We start from the raw sequence: 16,658 nt of genomic DNA, 5'->3' as shown, positions 1-16,658 counted from the left end.
AGTTGATTGCACCTGCAGCAATGCAGGTGCAATCAGGTTTGATCGCCGGGTAATACCTTCAGAAGTTCAGGCAACGCTGCCTGAACCGTATCCCACACCACCTCAAGATTGATATCGAAGTAGCCGTGGGCAATTGCGCATACCGCGCATGCTGCGCCATGGCACTTCGCCGTTTTGCGTGGCGAACTCCGCATAGCGATCCATGATCTTGGTCGCCGCCTCGCCAATAATGATGAGGCTCATGATGACCGCCTGCTGTGTGCGCTTGTCGTCGAAAAACTCTTCTTTGCTCAACCCTTCGACAAAAATCAGCGCATCGGCAGCCGCCTGACGCATATGGTCAAGTTAGTCGTCGAGACGATTTTCGGTCATACCGGCCGAGCCTGCTCAAGCACCTGCTGACGAAATTTCAAAGGAAGATCCCCTGGTGTCAGCAGGTCAACGCTTACGCCCAGCAAGTCTTCAAGCTCGACCTGAAGCCCTCCAAGGTCAAAAAGCGTAGCACCGGGCAGAGCATCTACCAGCAGGTCAAGGTCGCTTCCCTCTTCATCTGTTCCAAACAGTACCGAGCCGAATACACGAGGGTTAGACGTACGAAATCGACCGACGACCTCGCGAACAGCTGCACGTTGTAGATCAAGAGCGGTGGAGGGTTTCATGATTTACCTTTACTCGATTCGGTATCGCGCCAGTCTAGCAGTGCCTGAGGATGGCAAACACCGCACACCTTTACAGGATGCATGCCGGTCATCGAAGTGTCAGCCAATCGAAACTCTCGTGTAATGTACCCATCACATCGCACTGATAGCGTCCTACTGAAATATATTGCAACAACTTCACAAGACAGGAGTCGGAATGAACGACGAAAAAGATGGAAGCGACATCCCCTCCCCCGAAGGCGATCAACCCACCGATACCAGCCGCCGCCGTTTCCTCGGTGGTGTGGCGGTATTGGGTGTAGGCGCCACCTTAAGCGCTTGCGGCACCCATGGCGATGAACCGGGAAAACCGGTCGAACGACCACTGACGCCCACCGAACTGGACAAAGCCCTGCGCGAGCAGGTGAAAAACGTCGTGGTGATTTACGGCGAAAACCGCAGCTTCAACAATCTGTTCGCCGATTTCCCCGGCATCGAAAACCCGCTGTCCGCGATCAAACCCGAGCAATACCTGCAACGCGACCGCGATGGCAGCGTGCTGTCGGGCCTGCCTCCGGTATGGGGTGGCGTGAATCAGGTCGGTCCGCAAACCCTCGATGGCGTGATTTATCCCAGCGGTACGCAGTTTCAGGAACATCTGCCCAATGCTCCGTTCGCCCTTAAAGGGCCACAGGGCGAAGACTTGCCCCTGAGCCTGGTGACTCGCGACCTGTGGCATGTGTTCTATCAAAACCAGATGCAGATCAACGGCGGCAAGAACGATCACTTTGTGGCATGGGCCGATTCCGGTGCCCTGACGTTCGGCCATTACGCCCAGACTCGCTACTCGTTGCGCTTGTGGGACGTCGCCAAGGAATTCGTCCTGTGCGATAACTTTTTCCAGGGCGCTTTCGGCGGTTCGTACCTGAACCATCAATACCTGATTAGTGCCCAGGTGCCGTTTTACCCGGATGCCGCCAACTCGGTGGCCAAGTCACAGATCGCCACGTTGCAGAGCGATGATCCGACCGACACGCGCCTCAAGCCCTTGGCCCAGTCGCCCAGCAGCGCCATGACTGGCCCGCCGCAATTCGGCCCGAGCCTGCTGACGCCCGACGGCTATGCCGTGAACACCATGGCGCCACCCTACTGGCCGACCTGGATCCGCGACCCTGAGCGTCCGGACTATGCCAAAGCCGACTTGCCCAGCGTGCTCGTCCCACAAACGCACGAACATATCGGCGACAAACTCTCGAAGAAAAACGTCGACTGGGCGTGGTACGGCGGCGCGTGGCAAGCGACGATCGATGAGTACAAGGATTCGGGCGCCATTCCGAAGATTCCGAACTTCCAGTACCACCATCAGCCGTTCAACTATTTCAAACGCCAAGGCCCGGAAAACCCGGCGGAACGCAGCAAGCGCCTGCGCGATGGCGGTTTGGGCGATGAGTCGAGCACCAACAAATTTTTGGCGGACGCTGAAGCCGGCAAGCTGCCAGCGGTGACGTTCTACAAACCTCAGGGCAACTTGAACATGCACGCGGGCTACGCAGACGTGGCGTCGGGCGACCGGCATATCGTCCGCGCACTGAAGGTTTTGCAGCAAAGCCCGCAATGGAAAAACATGGTGGTGGTCATCACGGTCGATGAAAACGGCGGCTGGTGGGATCATGTTGCTCCGCCCAAAGGCGATCGCTGGGGCCCGGGGACACGTATCCCGGCGCTGGTGATTTCACCGTTCTCGCGCAAGGGCACGGTGGACCATACGGTCTACGACACGGCGTCGATCCTGCGACTTATCACCCGGGTGTTCCAACTGGAGACACTCGACGGGATCAGACTGCGCGATGAATCGATGATTGCCCGTGGCCAAAAGCCGATGGGGGATTTGACCAATGCCTTGCACTTTACGAGCTGACTGAAAATGGCATCGCCCCTTACCAAGGGGCGAATGCCCGCACATGGATTGGTCTTACAAACAGGTTCGGTGTTGCCTGACACAAAGCCAAGTAAGGTCCTATCTCCAACGCACAAATCACCGCGTTAGACTTCGACGGAGCAGATAACTTCTATTCAGTAAAAACTGCATTAACCAAGGACGGAAAAGTAAATGCCTTCAATATCGAAATCGCTGGAAGAAATGATTAATGAAATTTACCAGGACGGCAGAGTTTCATTCGTTGAATACAAAAAACTGCGCGATGATGCCGACAGACGCATGGAAGCTGTCATTCACGAATTTGGCCACCATAACAATGTGACGGCTTTTCAAAAAGCCATGGATGTCGCCATGCAGCTACTGCAGTTGGCAATTATCGATGCGAAGAAAGCCAAACTGACCGACACCGGCGAAGCCATTGTTAAAGATGCCGTGGTGGCCCAAGTCGAATACTTGCGCGCTGGAAGCGATTTAGCCCTGCATCTGTTGTAACGCCACAGCAAAGTGCCGGCCCGTCGCAAAGGAGCGGCGGGCTATCTGACTGCATCCCCGGCGCATCACAATAATTCTGTTTCACGGCGCTTCTCTGTCTACCCTTGCTGATCCAGTATGACGCTCGTCCCTATCCCAGGGACTCATCGCTGAAAAGGATCTGAGCATGTTCAAACTTGCAGGACTCACCCTTGCCGCCCTCACCCTGAGCGCCGCCGCCCACGCCGATGTCGACTTGAAGTTGGGCAGCACCGAACGCGTCACGCGCCTGTTTGCCTACCCCAACAACTGCAACGTGATCTGCTTTCGCAACTGGACGCTGGAACAGACCGTCGAGCATTACCTGACCCAAAGTGTGCAACGCGATGGCTATAGCGCGGCGAAAGTCCTGGTGAAAACCGATAACGATCAGCTCTACGCCGAAATCAGCGGCGTACCCGAAGGCTATCAAAAACCACTGGCTGCGCTGCTCGATGCCGGCGATCTGGCCTACACCGGCGCTAGCAAGCTGAATGCCGATGGCAAGTGGGCCTACAGCTGGTATCTGTTCCTACCGTTGGGCATGGCGCTGGAAAACCGTAAAAGCGTTGAACTGCTGCATTTCCCCCCGGATTACTCGTTGACCCAGGCACAGGATTACCTGAGGTCTGCCACCACGGATCGCTGGGCCACGCTGCTCACCGACAACGGCATCCCCGCCGACCAGACGCCGGGCTACCAGACCATCATCGACATCGCGCCGATTGCCGCGCCGTCCAACGCCGGCAAGGATCTGGAAGGCGTCTACGACTACTTCAAGGATTATCAGACCACCATGGTCAAGGACGTCAGCCAGAACGCCAGCGGTGCCGCGTTACCGATGGTTGCCTTCGGCGCACCGGTGCGTAACTGGATCAAACAGCAATACGGGGCGACCGTGAACGTGCTCGGATTGGCAATGATCAGTCCGAGTGCGGGGGTGAACGTGCCGGTATTGGGTTCCAACCACCCAAGCTACATCTGGTACGCCGCCGACCCCGCGACCTACACCGGTGAAGATGCACAGGCCAAGGCCGACGCCGCAGGCTTGAAAGTCATGGGCCAGGATTTGAGCGCCGCGTGCTGGCAGGCCGGCATGGGCAGCAAACCGGGCACTGACCCTCAAGTTCAGCTGAAAAACTGCACCCAGACCTGGCAAGTGAGCCAGAAAGAAAAGACCTGCGAACTGTTCTACACCTCGATCCGCAACCTTACGCCTGACCAAGCCGCAGCCAAGTGCGCGACGCCGCCGATCAAGTCCCAACTCAAACAGCTCAAGGCCCCGGCTCCCGCAACCGCGATGCCCGCTCCGCACCTGTAGACGATGCATGACGTTCCCATGTGGGCGATGGCTGACGCGGGAACGCGCACATTTCGCCTGTCAGTAATGACAGTAGACCGGTGGTTCCATTTGCGAGAGGCTTGAGGCGTACCTATGTGTTGCAGGGCCGGCAGGAGCGTCGGCTGACGGAAGTCGCAGCAGCCAACCGACAAGGATCGTTATGAAAGCCCACACTCTGTACGGGACTTCTGAGCAGCCACCCGATGGAATTTATCCATTTGCAGCGCTTCCCGTTCGCCTTGGATTCCCATCCCGGGGCGACTTCGAAATCATTTACAGCGCCATGGGCAAAGCGATAGCCGTGACGGCACTGCGCGAATTCCCCCGGATCAGCCGAATCTGCCGGGCTTCGGGGCAACTGCTGCCCTATCGCTGCCAGCATTCCCGGCAACTGGCGCCGGGCATCCATGTCTACGACCCGCGTTTCTGCGGGCTGCTGCGTCACTCCTGCGACCCAAACGTATTTCTCGACATGAGCGAGCTGTGGCTGTGGGCGCTGAAGGACATCAAAAAAGGTGACCGGCTGACGATGGATTACGCTGCCACTGAAGACCAACTGCGACGTCAGTTCGCCTGCCAGTGCGGCGCCTACGACTGCCGAGGCTGGATCACCGGCTACGATGAACCGCCAAACGCCGACGGCCAGTTGTTTTTGCAACACTGGCGTCGGCGGAGTCTGTGCTGAAAGGCGTTACAACGCCTCGACCGGACGCAGGCGGTACTGCGGCGGCAATTGCTCAAAACCGCTGATGGTTGCGTTCAGGCTTTTCCAGCGACCGTCCTTGATGCCGTAGATGCAACCGTGAATCGACAGCTTCTGCCCGCGATGCCAGGCGTTTTGCACAATACTGGTGTGCCCGACGTTGGCGACTTGTTGAATCACGTTGAGTTCGCAGAGGCGGTCGACCCGCTCTTCTTCGGTGGGCAACGTGGCCAGTTCTTCGCGCTTTTCATAATAAAGATCGCGAATCGAGCGCAGCCAGCCGTCGATCAGGCCCAACTGACGGTCCTGCATCGAGGCGCGCACGCCGCCGCAGCCATAGTGGCCGGTGACGAGGATATGTTTGACCTTGAGCACGTCGACGGCGTACTGAATCACCGACAGGCAGTTCAGGTCAGTGTGCAGCACCACGTTAGCGACGTTGCGGTGCACGAACAGATCGCCCGGCAGCATGCCAACGATCTCGTTGGCCGGCACGCGGGCATCGGAACAACCGATCCACAGGTATTCCGGTGTCTGTTGGCGGGCCAGCTTGGAGAAGAAGTCCGGATCTTCCTGCTTGATCGCTTCAGCCCAGCGTTCGTTGTTATCAATCAGATCTTGTAATTCGTTCATGCTGTGAAGCCTCGAGATTGATGCGCTGCTTTATGACAGACAACCGCCCGTCGGGGTCACGTGCGAAATGCCCTGATGCACTTAATGGCGGCCCGGTTTTCCATGCCGGCTGAATTCTTGTGGGCCCTGTAGGTCCACCCTAGTAAGGCCCACAGTATGAGGAATTGCCATGACTGATTCACGACGTCCTTTCGATGCGGTGCAACCCGAGTCCATCGATGACAATGAAGACCGCATGGGTTCGGTACATGAGCTGGATTTCGACGAGGAAGAACCCAGCGCCAAAATCGGCGACGAATTACCGCAATCCGAGCGTGAACGGCTGATGCCCAAGGGCCGAGTACGCGAAGCCGGCATGACCGGGGCCTCGACCGATGACCATGAGTCTACCGACGACGACATGAGCCCGGAAACCCTGATTCATGAAGACGGCGCGCGGGACGCCCATGAAGCGGGTGAAGATGGGCAGGCCGATTGGGACCTGAGTATCGTCGATGAGGACGATATCGGCGGGGGTAACGGGCTGGATGAGGAAGAGATGGCGCAGCGTGATCCGATGGACGGTAATCGTTGATCGTTGCCGTCAGTGAGGACGCCTTCGCGGGCAAGCCTCGCTCCTACAGGTTTTTCGCCGAACACAACATCTGTGGACGCCAAAACCCTGTAGGAGCGAGGCTTGCCCGCGAAGCTTTTAAAAGGATCAATCCACCAAAGTACAGGCCATGACCACCGCATCTTCTCGCCCACCCACCGCCGGATAATAATCCCGACGCCGGCCGATCTCGTTGAACCCGTACCGCTCATACAACTTGAATGCGCCACGGTTGCTGTCGCGCACTTCCAGGAAACACTCTCGCGCCTTGGCGTCATACGCCCGGGACATCAAATGCTCAAGCAGCGTCAAACCCAGGCCACGGCCCTGGTTTTCCGGTTTGACGGTGATGTTCAGCAGGTGTGCTTCATCCAGAATGATCTGCACCACCCCGTGCCCGACCTGCTGCTGCCCTTCGAACATCAGCCAGATCTGATACTTGCCCAGGCCATCGAGGAAAATCCCCCGGGTCCACGGATGGCTATACGCCGCGTATTCAATTTTCAGTACAGCGTCCAGGTCCGCCTCAGTCATTGGGCGAAAAGATACAGCGTCACTCATTCGATTCTTTCCAACGCGCCATCAGCCGACGCATGGCTTGCCAGACATCAGCCTTACGCTGTGGCTCTTCCATTAATAATTCCAGGCCCGGCAGGGCCCAGACCGAGCCCAGGCCTTCGACCTGGAGTTCACGGTTGAAGGATTCGGCGTTCGCCTCACCGGCAAAGCGCACCGCCGGCAGGCCGATCAGCCACAAACAGACGCACGGAGCGTCTTCGAGCCGGGCCGAGAGAAAACCTTGGACGAAGTCGCGAGCGGCTTCCGGGCCCTGATCCATTGTGCCGCGGACCAGTAGCGGCCAACGCACCGGCTCGCCGACGATCTGCGGGCTGTCCGGCAGACCGGCGGCGCGCAGCATGTCCTTGAGCAACATATAAGCGGGGTCGCGGGTCTGGAACGGTTCGCCTGTGGGTAACTCCACCAGCAGCAGGCAGCGCCCGGCCCGCAGCAGTTGCAGGGCAAAGCGCGGCGGCGGCACGACCGTTGCCTTGGCCACGACCGGCGCAGCCTCTCCTTCGACCTTGGCGTTGGTGCGCGTGCTGGCCAACGATGGCCGTGGCACTTCGATTTTCACCCGTTCGGCCGGTTTGACCACAGGTTCCACGGGCGCTTCGGCCACTGGCGCCGGCGCCACCGGGGCGACGACCAATGGCTCGGGCAGCGCCAGCAGCTCGGGGCGCGAGGGCGCGGCAAAGGGCAATTCGGTGCGCGGCAGCCAGTTGACCACCTGCATGGCGGTCAAATAAGCGCGACGACGAGACTCGATAAGCAAAGGTCGGCCACTTGTGGATAACTAAAGTGCGCTGATTCTACCGCCCTTCGCTGAAGATCGCGCACTGTTGATCAATAGAAAACCGACAGCCCGTCCCGAGAGTGAATCGACACGCCTGCGATGCAGTACAATCGCGGCTTTTAATCGCCAACCAGCCGGCCATCCCGATGATCGAACCCAAGCGCGTCTTGCGCGCCCTCGCTGAACACTGGGCACTTCTGGAGCCACTGTGCGAGCACTTCGACCAAGGCACCCTGAGCCTCAACGAACTGCGTTCACAGTTGGCCGCCCAGCAACTCGACAGTACGCCGCAGGACATCACCAGCCTGCTGGACGTGTGGATCCGCCTCGACATTCTGGTCCCCGTGGCGAAAAGCCCGAACCGTTTCGAGCTTAACGCGCAGATCCACGACTTCCTCGCTTACCTGCGCCGTGAGCACCGGCTGGGCCTGTGCCTGGAAATCGAAGCCTATTTGCGCCACCTCGAACGCCTGGCCGGTTACATCCAGGACGCCTTCGACATTCGCGACGGCCACGACCTGGCGCGCCAATTACGCCTGCTGGACATGCGCGTACGCGATGTTCTGAAGAAACTCGCCAACGACGAACAAGCCCTGGTGGCCGTCGCCGAGCGCGCCAAGACCAGCGACCGGCAGATCCCGCTGCGTCAGCGTTACGCTGAAGTGCTGGCGACCTGGGACGAATACGTCGAGCCGATGATCCAGTTGGTGAACGCCGACGGCGCCTTCGAACAAGGCGTGCGCAAGGTCGAAAACGTTCTGCTGAAGATGCTCACTGAACAGCAGCGCCTCGGCCACTTGGTCGATGACGACATGCTGCTGCGCACCCACGCGCGCATCCTCGAGATGCAAACCAGTGCCCAGCTCACCTTGCGTCATGCCCGTGAGCTGCTGTTGCCGTTGCGTGAAGAGGCGCGTCGCCATAACGCCGTGACCCGTGGCGCAGCGCTGGCCTTGTCGGCCATTCGCCGTAAAGGCATCGATGCCGTGCCGCAAGCGGCGATGCCGATGTTCACCCGCCCGCAAAGTACCTTTCTCGGCAGCGCCAGTCAGGTCGAAGCCTACGTGTACGCACTGGCCCGTTTCGAGCCGAAACCGGCGCGTTTCCCCAAGGCCCACAAGACGCAGAAAGGTGAAACGCCACGCGCGCCACGCACGGTTCGGGAAATGCTCGAACGGTGCGAAGACGCCCTGCCGATGCCGGACCTGATGACCTGGCTGCTGGAGCAGGAGCCGGACGGCGCCACCGACGAATTGCTCTATTGGTTCTCGCGCCTGTCGCGGGAAAAACGCTTCAAACGCGAGCGTCTCGAACGTCGCGATTACCACACTCACGAGCATCAGGTCAGCCTGCGCTCCTTCGCCCTGCTCTCGGCCCGCGACAGCGCTGCCGAGGATTCTGCGAGCATCCCACATGCATCTTGATCTATCCGAACTGTCCCAGCTGGCACCGATCTTTCGCGAGCTGTTCAAGGGCTACCACGTCAGCCGCCGCGACCCTGAGTTGTACGCGCAACTGTCGAACTTCCAGGATCAATACCGCACGCTGTTCAGGGCCCTGGGCTTTGAACTGGTCTGCGACACCCGTGGTTTCTACTACTTCGTGCCGGCCCTCGCCGCAGCGGCGGTGAACCAGACCGCCCCGCGGCTGGCGCTGTTCCCCTTCATCCTCGTCGAGCATCTGGCCGACCAGGGCCGCGACCCGGTCGCCGTGCTCGACGGCGGCAGCCTCGGCCGCGATGAATTGCCGTCGCTGCTGGAAAAGTACCGCGACCTGTTCATTCAGGCTGAAGTGCAGACCGTCGAAGAACTCGAAGAAAAAATCATGCGCCGCATGACTCAGCTCGGCTTCGCCGGCGAAGAAAACGGCATCTACCGTTTCCTGCCGCCGATGCACCGCTTCCTCGACGTCTGCCTGTCGGTCCAGCAGGACCGTGACCTGGCGGCGAGCCTGCACAGCGTGCTGCCATTGCCGGCGCCGGTGTTGATCGATGACGACAGCGACGAAAAGCTGCTGGAAACCGATGACCCGCTCGATCTGAGTGACTTCGAAGAAGAAAGCGAAGAAGACGCCATGGCCCGTGCCATTGCCGAAGAACAGGAGACCGACGCATGAGCAAGGAACGCTACGGCATTCGCCGCTTCGCCCTTTTGAACACCGCCGGTTACAGCCTCGGGTTGTTTCCGCTGGAAGAACCGCTGTCGGTCTACGGCGCGAACAACCTCGGTAAATCCGCGTCGATCAACGCCTTGCAGTTCCCGATCCTGGCGCGCATGTCGGACATGAGTTTCGGCAAGTACAGCCTGGAACAATCCCGGCGTTTCTACTTCGCCTCGGACACCAGTTACATTCTGGTCGAAGTCTCGCTGCCCCACGGCCCACATGTGATCGGCGTGGTCGGTCGCGGCCCGGGTGGCGGTTTCGGTCACCAGTTCTTTGCCTACGCCGGCAAACTCGACCTGGCGCATTACCAGAAAAACGACACCTGCCTGCGTCAGAAAGAATTGTTCACCAACCTGGAGCGCGAGGGCCTGAAAGCCTACGAACTCAAGCCGGATGAACTGCGTCGTTTGCTGGTCGGCGGTCACACTTCGATTCCCCTGGACCTGACGCTGATTCCATTGCGCTCCACCAGCGAGCAGAGCCTGAAAACCTTCCGCGCACTGTTCATCAACCTGCTGCACATGCGCGAAATCACTGCCGCCAAGCTCAAGCAGCTGTTCCTCGATGCCTTCGAACACAGCCTGCGTTCCGGCAGTGTCGATTACATCGCCGCGTGCGAAGAAGCGTTTCGCGATGTACGACGCATGGAGCAGGACTATAACTCGCTGGTCACGGCCGGCCCCTTGGTCGAAGCCCTCGCGGCGGGCGTTACCCAGCGCAATATCCTGCGCGGCAAATTGCACCGGATCTCGCCGCTGCTCGATTCCTTGCTCGGCACCTGGTCGGACTACGCCAGTGCGCGCAAGGAAGAGCTGACGATTCAGGCCGAGCATTACCGCAACGAGCAGGACGCGCTGCAAAACGATCAGCGTGGCGGTACTCAGGAGCTGATGCGCCTGGAACGGGAAATCTCCGGCATCCAGCGCTGGCTCGGCGAACTCTCGGTGCTCAAGCATCGCTTCGCCCTGATCACTGACGTCAAAGTCCTTGAGCAGCAACTGCTCGCCGCCAAGGATGCGCACGACGAACTGGCCGGTGCGCTGGCCCAGTCGCGGCAGTTCAGCGCCGAAGACCTGGAAGAACGTCTGCGCGATCTGGAAAAACGCCTGAAGTCGGTCAAGCAGCAACTCGATCACGCCGACAACAACAGCTACGCGCGCTTGCGTGAAGAGTTCTCGCAGCAAGACGTTGAACGCCTGATGCGTTTGTTCAACAGCGCACTGTTCAGCCTGCCGCTGGGCGAGCATGGCATTGCGCTGGACGACGACGGCCAATGGGTCAAATCCCTGGAGCTGATCCTCGATGGCTTCAAAGGCGAGCGTTTTGACGTGCCGGGACTTTCCATCGACATCTCCCATATCGAGCCACCGGCCCTGCAAGCCCTGGCTGATCGCGCCGCATTGCGCGATCAGAAAGAGCGTCTGGAAAAAGAACTCAAGCAACTGAAAACCCAAGCAGCCGTGGTCGCCGACCGCGCCGCCAGCAAGACTCAGACCGAAGCGCTGTACCAGCAAGTGCTGGACGCGCAGAAAGCCCTGGAAGATTTCCGCCGCGCGCAAACCCTGAGCGCCGAGGAAGGCGACAAGCTTGAGCAACTGGCGCAGATGGAAGCCGCGCAAGACGAATTGAAGCGTTCCAGCGACGCCTTCACCGAGCGCGTCCAGCAACTGTCGGCCAAGCTGCAATTGGTCGGCCGCCAGATCGGCGACATGGAAGCCAAGCAACGCACCCTCGACGACGCCCTGCGCCGCCGTCAGCTGCTGCCCGCAGACCTGCCGTTCGGTACGCCGTTCATGGACCCGATCGACGATTCCATGGACAACCTGTTACCGCTGCTCAATGACTATCAGGACAGCTGGCAGGGTTTGCAGCGCAGCGACGGTCAGATCGAAGCGCTGTACGCTCAGGTGCGCCTCAAGGGTGTGGCCAAGTTCGACAGCGAAGACGATATGGAGCGTCGCCTGCAACTGCTGATCAACGCCTACGCGCACCGCACTGACGAAGCCCTGACCCTCGGCAAGGCGCGTCGTGCGGCCGTTACCGACATCGCCCGGACCCTGCGCAACATCCGCAGCGACTACGACAGCCTGGAACACCAACTGGCGTTGTTTAACCGCGAGATCAACAAGCGTCAGGTCTCCAACCTGCAAAGCTTCCGCATCGTCCTGGCGCCTAACAAGGAAGCGCTCAAGCACATTGACCAGATCATCCACAGCGCCGGCCAGTACGAAGAAGGCGAAACCCTCTCCGTCTTCGACCTGAGCCAAAGCGCCGATCAGGACAACAAGAACGAAGAAGCCAAGGAATACCTGGCGCGGCTGGTGGCGGCGAACCACAACCAGCTCGGTCTCAAGGATTTGTTTGAACTGGCGTTCGAGATCACCAAGGTCAACGGCCAGCCGGTGATCCACACCGACATCGACGGCGCGGCGTCCAACGGCACCACCATGACCATCAAGGCGCTGACCAACATGTACTTGTTGTTGCACTTGATGGACCGCGACCAGGCCGGTCGCGTGCGCCTGCCGTACTACCTCGACGAGGCGGCGGACATCGACGAGAAGAACCAGGCCGCGTTGCTGGAAACCAGTTTGCAACTGGGCTTCGTGCCGATCCTGGCGAGTGTGAAGCCTCAGGTTTGCGCCAGTGTCGCGATTGACCTGGAAGGCGGCAGCGGGCCGAACGGGATCTACATCGATGAGGCGGACTGGAAGTACATTCGTCGTCACGATGAAGTGAAGGCGACCGTTGTGGCGCAGGCGGATGAGCCGGAGCTGGATGCGGTTTGAGTTGAACCGTTAGCTACCAAAAAGGCCGCGATCCAATGGATCGCGGCCTTTTTTGTGGGCAAGTCTTTCAGCGTTGTTCAGGGCCTCTTCGCGAGCAAGCCCGCTCCCACAATGGGTCTGTGTCGTACACAAAATCTGTAGACGACACTGACCACTGTGGGAGCGGGCTTGCCCGCGAAGGCGTCATCACAGACACCAAAAAACTATTTGCCGATGGCGATCTTCGGCGCCCAGGTCAGCCATTCATCTTCGAACTTCTCGAACAGCGGGAACGTCTGCTCCGCACGCGCCGGGCTACCCATGCGATCACCGTCCGGCGTGGCGAAAGCAATGCCGCCCTGAATCAGCGTCTCCAGCGATTCGGTACGCATCGTTGCGCCTTTGAACAAGCCGTAGTCGAAGCCAAAACCACTGGTGTTCCAGAACCGGGTGCCGCTGCGCACCAATGCGGCGTACTTCGGCTCGATCAGAATGTGCACCAACACACGATCCGCAGTCTGGCCAAGTTCATAGCCCGTCACCTTGCCCACGGTGACTTCGCGATACGTCACCGGCACACCGGTTTTCAACGAACCACGACGAGCGGCGCTCAGCACCAGACTCAAACCGGCTTCAGACTTCGCGGTCTCTGGCGGATTGGCCAAGGCCACGAAGTTCTTCTGCGGCCCGAGGTTTTTCGCGGCCGGTTGCACTTCGATGTATTGCCCGGTGACCAGCGTTTCGAGGTTCGAGGTTTTGATCAGGCCCAGTTCAGGCTTGACGATCCAGAACTGACTGCCCACCCGCGCAATACGCTCCGGCACTTCGGTGATCCGGGCCGTCAGTAGGACCGATTGCAGATCGTCGCTCAGATCGACATCTTCAATCTTGCCGACATCCAGGCCTTTGAATCGGATCGGCGTGCCAGTGCGCAGACCATCAGCGCGATCAACCTTGATCGTCACCACCGCGCCCTTTTGCGTCGCATCATCGTGACTGGCAAATAGACGGAAACGCGGGATGCGCTTCTGCAACGGCGCCTTGGCTTCCGGGGTTTCGAAGGCGATACCGCCTGCCATCAGGCTTTGCAGCGATTCACTTTTGACCTGGATTCCGCCCGTCAATCCACCCGTCAGCGTGATGCCGCTGGCATTCCAGAACCGCGTGGAGGCGTTGACCAGACTTTCGTATTCTTTCTCGATGTGAACTCCGATCACCAACTGCTTCTTGGTGCGGGAGAATTGATAGCTCTGGACCGAACCGACCTTGACCTGCTTGTAGAGAATCGGGCTGCCGACTTCCAGCGAGCCAAGGTTCTCGGTGAACAACACCAGGTGCAAGCCCGGCGACCGCAGATCCAGCGGCGGCGCCTTGGGCCGCGCTACGAATTCGCGTTGCGGCGCCGCGCCTTTGTCACCAGGGCGAACGGCGATGTAGTTACCTTTAACCAAGGCTTCCAGGCCGGTGATCCCCGCGAGGGAGATCGATGGTTTAACGACCCAGAACTGCGTCCCTTCGACCAGATAATCCTCGGCCAGCGGATCGAGGGTCAGCTCTGCAGTGGCAGCGGATAAATCCGGATCGATCTTCAATGCTTTGAGATTGCCGACCTGGATGCCTTTGTACATCACCGGTGTGCGGCCAGCCTGCAAGCCTTCGAAGTCGCTGAGCTTGACCTTGACCCGAATACCGGCGGCGGCCGCATCGAAATCTTCGTAGAGACGAAACGGCAGGCTCGGATCGGTGGGCGGACTGTCCTTGCGGTTTTCCGGTGTGGCGAACGCGATACCGCCCGCGACGATACTCGCAAGGGATTCACTGCGCACTTTTACACCCGACAGATTGGCGTCGATGCTGATGCCGCTAGCGTTCCAGAAACGCGTGTGTTTGCGCACCAGTTTGGCGTAAGTGGGCTCGATGAAGACTTTGAGTTCAACCGTGCTTTGGTCTTCGGACAGCAAGTAGCTTTTAATCTGGCCGACCTTGATCTGCTTGTAGAACACCGGGCTACCGCGGTTCAGCGAACCGAGGCGGTCAGCCTTGATGGTCAAGTGCAGACCGGGCTGGGCGTCGGACAGTGGAGGTTCTTCGGCCAGGGCCTTGAACTTGCGAGTCGGCTCGCCTTCACCAGGGCTGATCGCCACGTAGTTGCCCGAGACTAGCGTCTCCAGGCCAGTGATACCCGCCAGGGTCACGCTCGGTTTGACCAGCCAGAAACGCGTACTGGTCCGCAGGTATTGCTCCACGTCCTTGTTCATCTCGACGGTAGCGATCACACCTTTGGAGGCGCCTTCGTCGTCGAGCTTGAGGGTTTTCACCTTACCGACCGACATGCCTTTGTAAACGACTTCAGTTTTGTTGGCCTGAATGCCTTCACCGCTTTCGAAACGAACCTGAATCTCGATACCGGTCTCGTTGTAGGCACGCCAGCCGAGCCATCCGCCGATGATCAAGGCTATCAGGGGTAACACCCAGATGGCTGACCAGTTCGAGGCCGGTCGGGTTTTCGCTGTAGGCAAATCAGTCATGGTCGTCGTCCGACTCCGTGTTATCCCAAATCAGTCGGGGATCGAAAGTTACTGCGGCAAGCATCGTCAAAATCACCACACTGGCGAAAGCGATGGCGCCAAGATTGGCTTCGACGCTGGCAAGCCGTCCAAAATTTACTACCGCCACCAGGATGGCGATCACAAAGATATCGAGCATCGACCAACGGCCGATGAACTCAATGAATCGATACATCCAGATACGTTGGCGAGCCGAGAGTGGCTGGCGACGTTGCACGGAAAACAGCAGCAGTCCAATGCCCACCAGTTTGAACGTAGGCACCAGGATACTGGCGATGAAAACCACCGCTGCAATCGGAATCATGCCGTGCTGAACCAATTGGATCACACCGGACATGATGGTGCTGGGATCGCCCTGACCCAGTGAGCTCACCGTCATGATTGGCAGCACGTTGGCCGGGATGTAGAGGACAGCTGCGGTGATCAGCAGCGCCCAGGTACGCATCACACTGTTAGGGCGACGGGCGTGAACCAGTGCACCACAACGGGTACAGACCTGCTCATCGGTGTCAGCTTCCTGCTTATTCAATTCATGGCATTCGGCGCAAATCAGAATGCCTGCATCAATCGCCCGCATGGGCATCCTCTCCTGATAAAGCCTGCCAGATCTGATGAGGCGACATCACGACCTCCAACCAGACCTGGACCAACAACAAACCAATAAAGCACGCCAAACCAAGACCGACGGTAATGGCTGCCATATCTGCCAGTTTTACAATCGCCACCAGTACGCCCATGAGGTAGACCTCGAGCATCCCCCAATCCCGAAGATGGTGGTAAATGCGGTAGAGCAACAAGCCGTAACTGCGCCCGATGTCGAAGCGAATGCTCAATAGCACGACCAATTGGCAAAGCAGCTTGAGCAGTGGGATTCCCATGCTGCAGAGAAACACCACGACGGCTACGCCTTGCATGCCGGTATCGAACAGACCAACAACACCGCTCCAGACAGTGTCGTGCGAAGACTGCCCGAGTAGATGGAGCTGCATGATGGGTAAAAAGTTCGCCGGGATGTACAACAACAGAGCAGCGAGGACCAAAGCGAGGCTGCGCTGCACGACGTTGTGCCGATGAGCGTAGAGCTCGTAGCCGCAGCGCGGGCACAGTGCTTTCTCGCCATGGGCGAGCTCGGGCTTGCGCATCAGCAAGTCGCACTCATGACACGCCACCAAGTCATCCAGCGGTAATTCTGACAGCCCTGGGGCGTCAACCGAGTCTGGCATAAAGGCTCTGGCTCCGAAAAAGTTGGACCTATTCTAGTGTCATGGATCGAAAATAACTGTGCAAATTTGTGCTGTATCCAGATCGTACTTTCCTGCGGACAAAACAAAACCCCTACCTGCATACGCAGATAGGGGTTTCGGAATTTAATCTTGACGATGACCTACTCTCACATGGGGAAACCCCACACTACCATCGGCGATGCATCGTTTCACTGCTGAGTTCGGG

At 58.9% G+C, this 16,658-nt stretch carries 15 protein-coding genes, 1 rRNA gene and 1 pseudogene; 8 read left to right on the top strand and 9 right to left on the bottom strand.

Going from position 1 to position 16,658, the window contains the following annotated elements; genetic code table 11:
• Nucleotides 1-32: 32 nt before the first annotated feature.
• Nucleotides 33-336 (bottom strand): annotated as a pseudogene (locus tag AEQ67_RS23100) (HepT-like ribonuclease domain-containing protein).
• A gap of 32 nt (nt 337-368) precedes the next feature.
• Complete coding sequence (locus tag AEQ67_RS23095) at nt 369-659, bottom strand: nucleotidyltransferase family protein (RefSeq protein ID WP_059406132.1); 291 nt, start codon at nt 657-659, stop codon at nt 369-371.
• A 196-nt stretch (nt 660-855) separates the two neighbouring features.
• Here AEQ67_RS23095 and AEQ67_RS23090 point away from each other — a divergent pair, with 196 nt between their 5' ends.
• The 4 genes from AEQ67_RS23090 (at nt 856) to AEQ67_RS23075 (ending at nt 5,114) form a co-directional block, all read left to right on the top strand.
• A complete protein-coding gene (locus AEQ67_RS23090) occupies nt 856-2,556 on the top strand; it encodes an acid phosphatase (RefSeq protein WP_059406131.1) in 1,701 nt (566 codons plus the stop codon).
• 192 nt (nt 2,557-2,748) lie between these two features.
• A complete protein-coding gene (locus AEQ67_RS23085; RefSeq protein ID WP_059406130.1) occupies nt 2,749-3,069 on the top strand; it encodes a hypothetical protein in 321 nt (106 codons plus the stop codon).
• A gap of 166 nt (nt 3,070-3,235) precedes the next feature.
• Nucleotides 3,236-4,408, top strand: a complete 1,173-nt coding sequence (locus AEQ67_RS23080; RefSeq protein WP_059406129.1) for a hypothetical protein — start codon at nt 3,236-3,238, stop codon at nt 4,406-4,408.
• A 181-nt stretch (nt 4,409-4,589) separates the two neighbouring features.
• Nucleotides 4,590-5,114: an SET domain-containing protein-lysine N-methyltransferase gene (locus AEQ67_RS23075; RefSeq protein ID WP_059406128.1), complete on the top strand. Its 525-nt coding sequence runs from the start codon at nt 4,590-4,592 to the stop codon at nt 5,112-5,114.
• A 6-nt stretch (nt 5,115-5,120) separates the two neighbouring features.
• Here AEQ67_RS23075 and can read toward each other — a convergent pair whose 3' ends face one another.
• Complete coding sequence (gene can / locus AEQ67_RS23070; protein WP_059406127.1) at nt 5,121-5,765, bottom strand: carbonate dehydratase; 645 nt, start codon at nt 5,763-5,765, stop codon at nt 5,121-5,123.
• Between the two features lie 169 nt (nt 5,766-5,934).
• Between can and AEQ67_RS23065 the strand changes: the two genes are divergently transcribed.
• Nucleotides 5,935-6,339: a hypothetical protein gene (locus AEQ67_RS23065; RefSeq protein ID WP_059406126.1), complete on the top strand. Its 405-nt coding sequence runs from the start codon at nt 5,935-5,937 to the stop codon at nt 6,337-6,339.
• A gap of 126 nt (nt 6,340-6,465) precedes the next feature.
• Here the strand turns inward: AEQ67_RS23065 and rimI are convergent, their stop codons facing one another.
• Together rimI and AEQ67_RS23055 are read right to left on the bottom strand one after the other, a co-directional pair.
• Nucleotides 6,466-6,918 carry a ribosomal protein S18-alanine N-acetyltransferase gene (rimI, locus tag AEQ67_RS23060; RefSeq protein ID WP_008145534.1) on the bottom strand — a complete coding sequence of 151 codons (453 nt, stop codon included), beginning with the start codon at nt 6,916-6,918 and terminating at the stop codon, nt 6,466-6,468.
• Nucleotides 6,911-7,651, bottom strand: a complete 741-nt coding sequence (locus AEQ67_RS23055; protein WP_059406125.1) for an energy transducer TonB — start codon at nt 7,649-7,651, stop codon at nt 6,911-6,913. The genes rimI and AEQ67_RS23055 overlap by 8 nt, the downstream gene beginning before the upstream one ends.
• Before the next feature lie 206 nt (nt 7,652-7,857).
• Between AEQ67_RS23055 and mksB the strand changes: the two genes are divergently transcribed.
• From mksB to mksF, 3 genes are read left to right on the top strand one after another with little or no spacing between them, the layout of a single operon-like run.
• Nucleotides 7,858-9,135 carry an Mks condensin complex protein MksB gene (gene mksB / locus AEQ67_RS23050; protein WP_059406124.1) on the top strand — a complete coding sequence of 426 codons (1,278 nt, stop codon included), beginning with the start codon at nt 7,858-7,860 and terminating at the stop codon, nt 9,133-9,135.
• Entirely contained in the window at nt 9,125-9,826 is a 702-nt protein-coding gene (gene mksE / locus AEQ67_RS23045; RefSeq protein WP_059406123.1) for an Mks condensin complex protein MksE, read from the top strand. The genes mksB and mksE overlap by 11 nt, the downstream gene beginning before the upstream one ends.
• Entirely contained in the window at nt 9,823-12,663 is a 2,841-nt protein-coding gene (mksF, locus tag AEQ67_RS23040) for an Mks condensin complex protein MksF (RefSeq protein WP_059406122.1), read from the top strand. The genes mksE and mksF overlap by 4 nt, the downstream gene beginning before the upstream one ends.
• Nucleotides 12,664-12,866: 203 nt before the next feature.
• On the opposite strand, the gene AEQ67_RS23035 is transcribed toward mksF, so the two are convergent.
• From AEQ67_RS23035 to rrf, 4 genes are all read right to left on the bottom strand, one after another.
• On the bottom strand, nt 12,867-15,170 hold the full coding sequence (locus AEQ67_RS23035) for a PqiB family protein (protein WP_059406121.1): 2,304 nt from the start codon (nt 15,168-15,170) through the stop codon (nt 12,867-12,869).
• On the bottom strand, nt 15,163-15,786 hold the full coding sequence (locus AEQ67_RS23030; RefSeq protein ID WP_059406120.1) for a paraquat-inducible protein A: 624 nt from the start codon (nt 15,784-15,786) through the stop codon (nt 15,163-15,165). Before AEQ67_RS23030 ends, AEQ67_RS23035 begins: the two co-directional genes overlap by 8 nt.
• Entirely contained in the window at nt 15,773-16,432 is a 660-nt protein-coding gene (locus AEQ67_RS23025) for a paraquat-inducible protein A (protein ID WP_059406119.1), read from the bottom strand. Before AEQ67_RS23025 ends, AEQ67_RS23030 begins: the two co-directional genes overlap by 14 nt.
• Before the next feature lie 148 nt (nt 16,433-16,580).
• Nucleotides 16,581-16,658: ribosomal RNA gene (gene rrf, locus AEQ67_RS36850) — 5S ribosomal RNA — on the bottom strand; the annotation flags it as partial.

Origin of the sequence: Pseudomonas sp. RIT-PI-q (assembly GCF_001297125.1) — a bacterium.
Classification (GTDB): Bacteria; Pseudomonadota; Gammaproteobacteria; order Pseudomonadales; family Pseudomonadaceae; genus Aquipseudomonas.
Note: the sequence above shows the minus strand (reverse complement) of the source record. Positions and strands in the feature narration are given on the sequence as shown.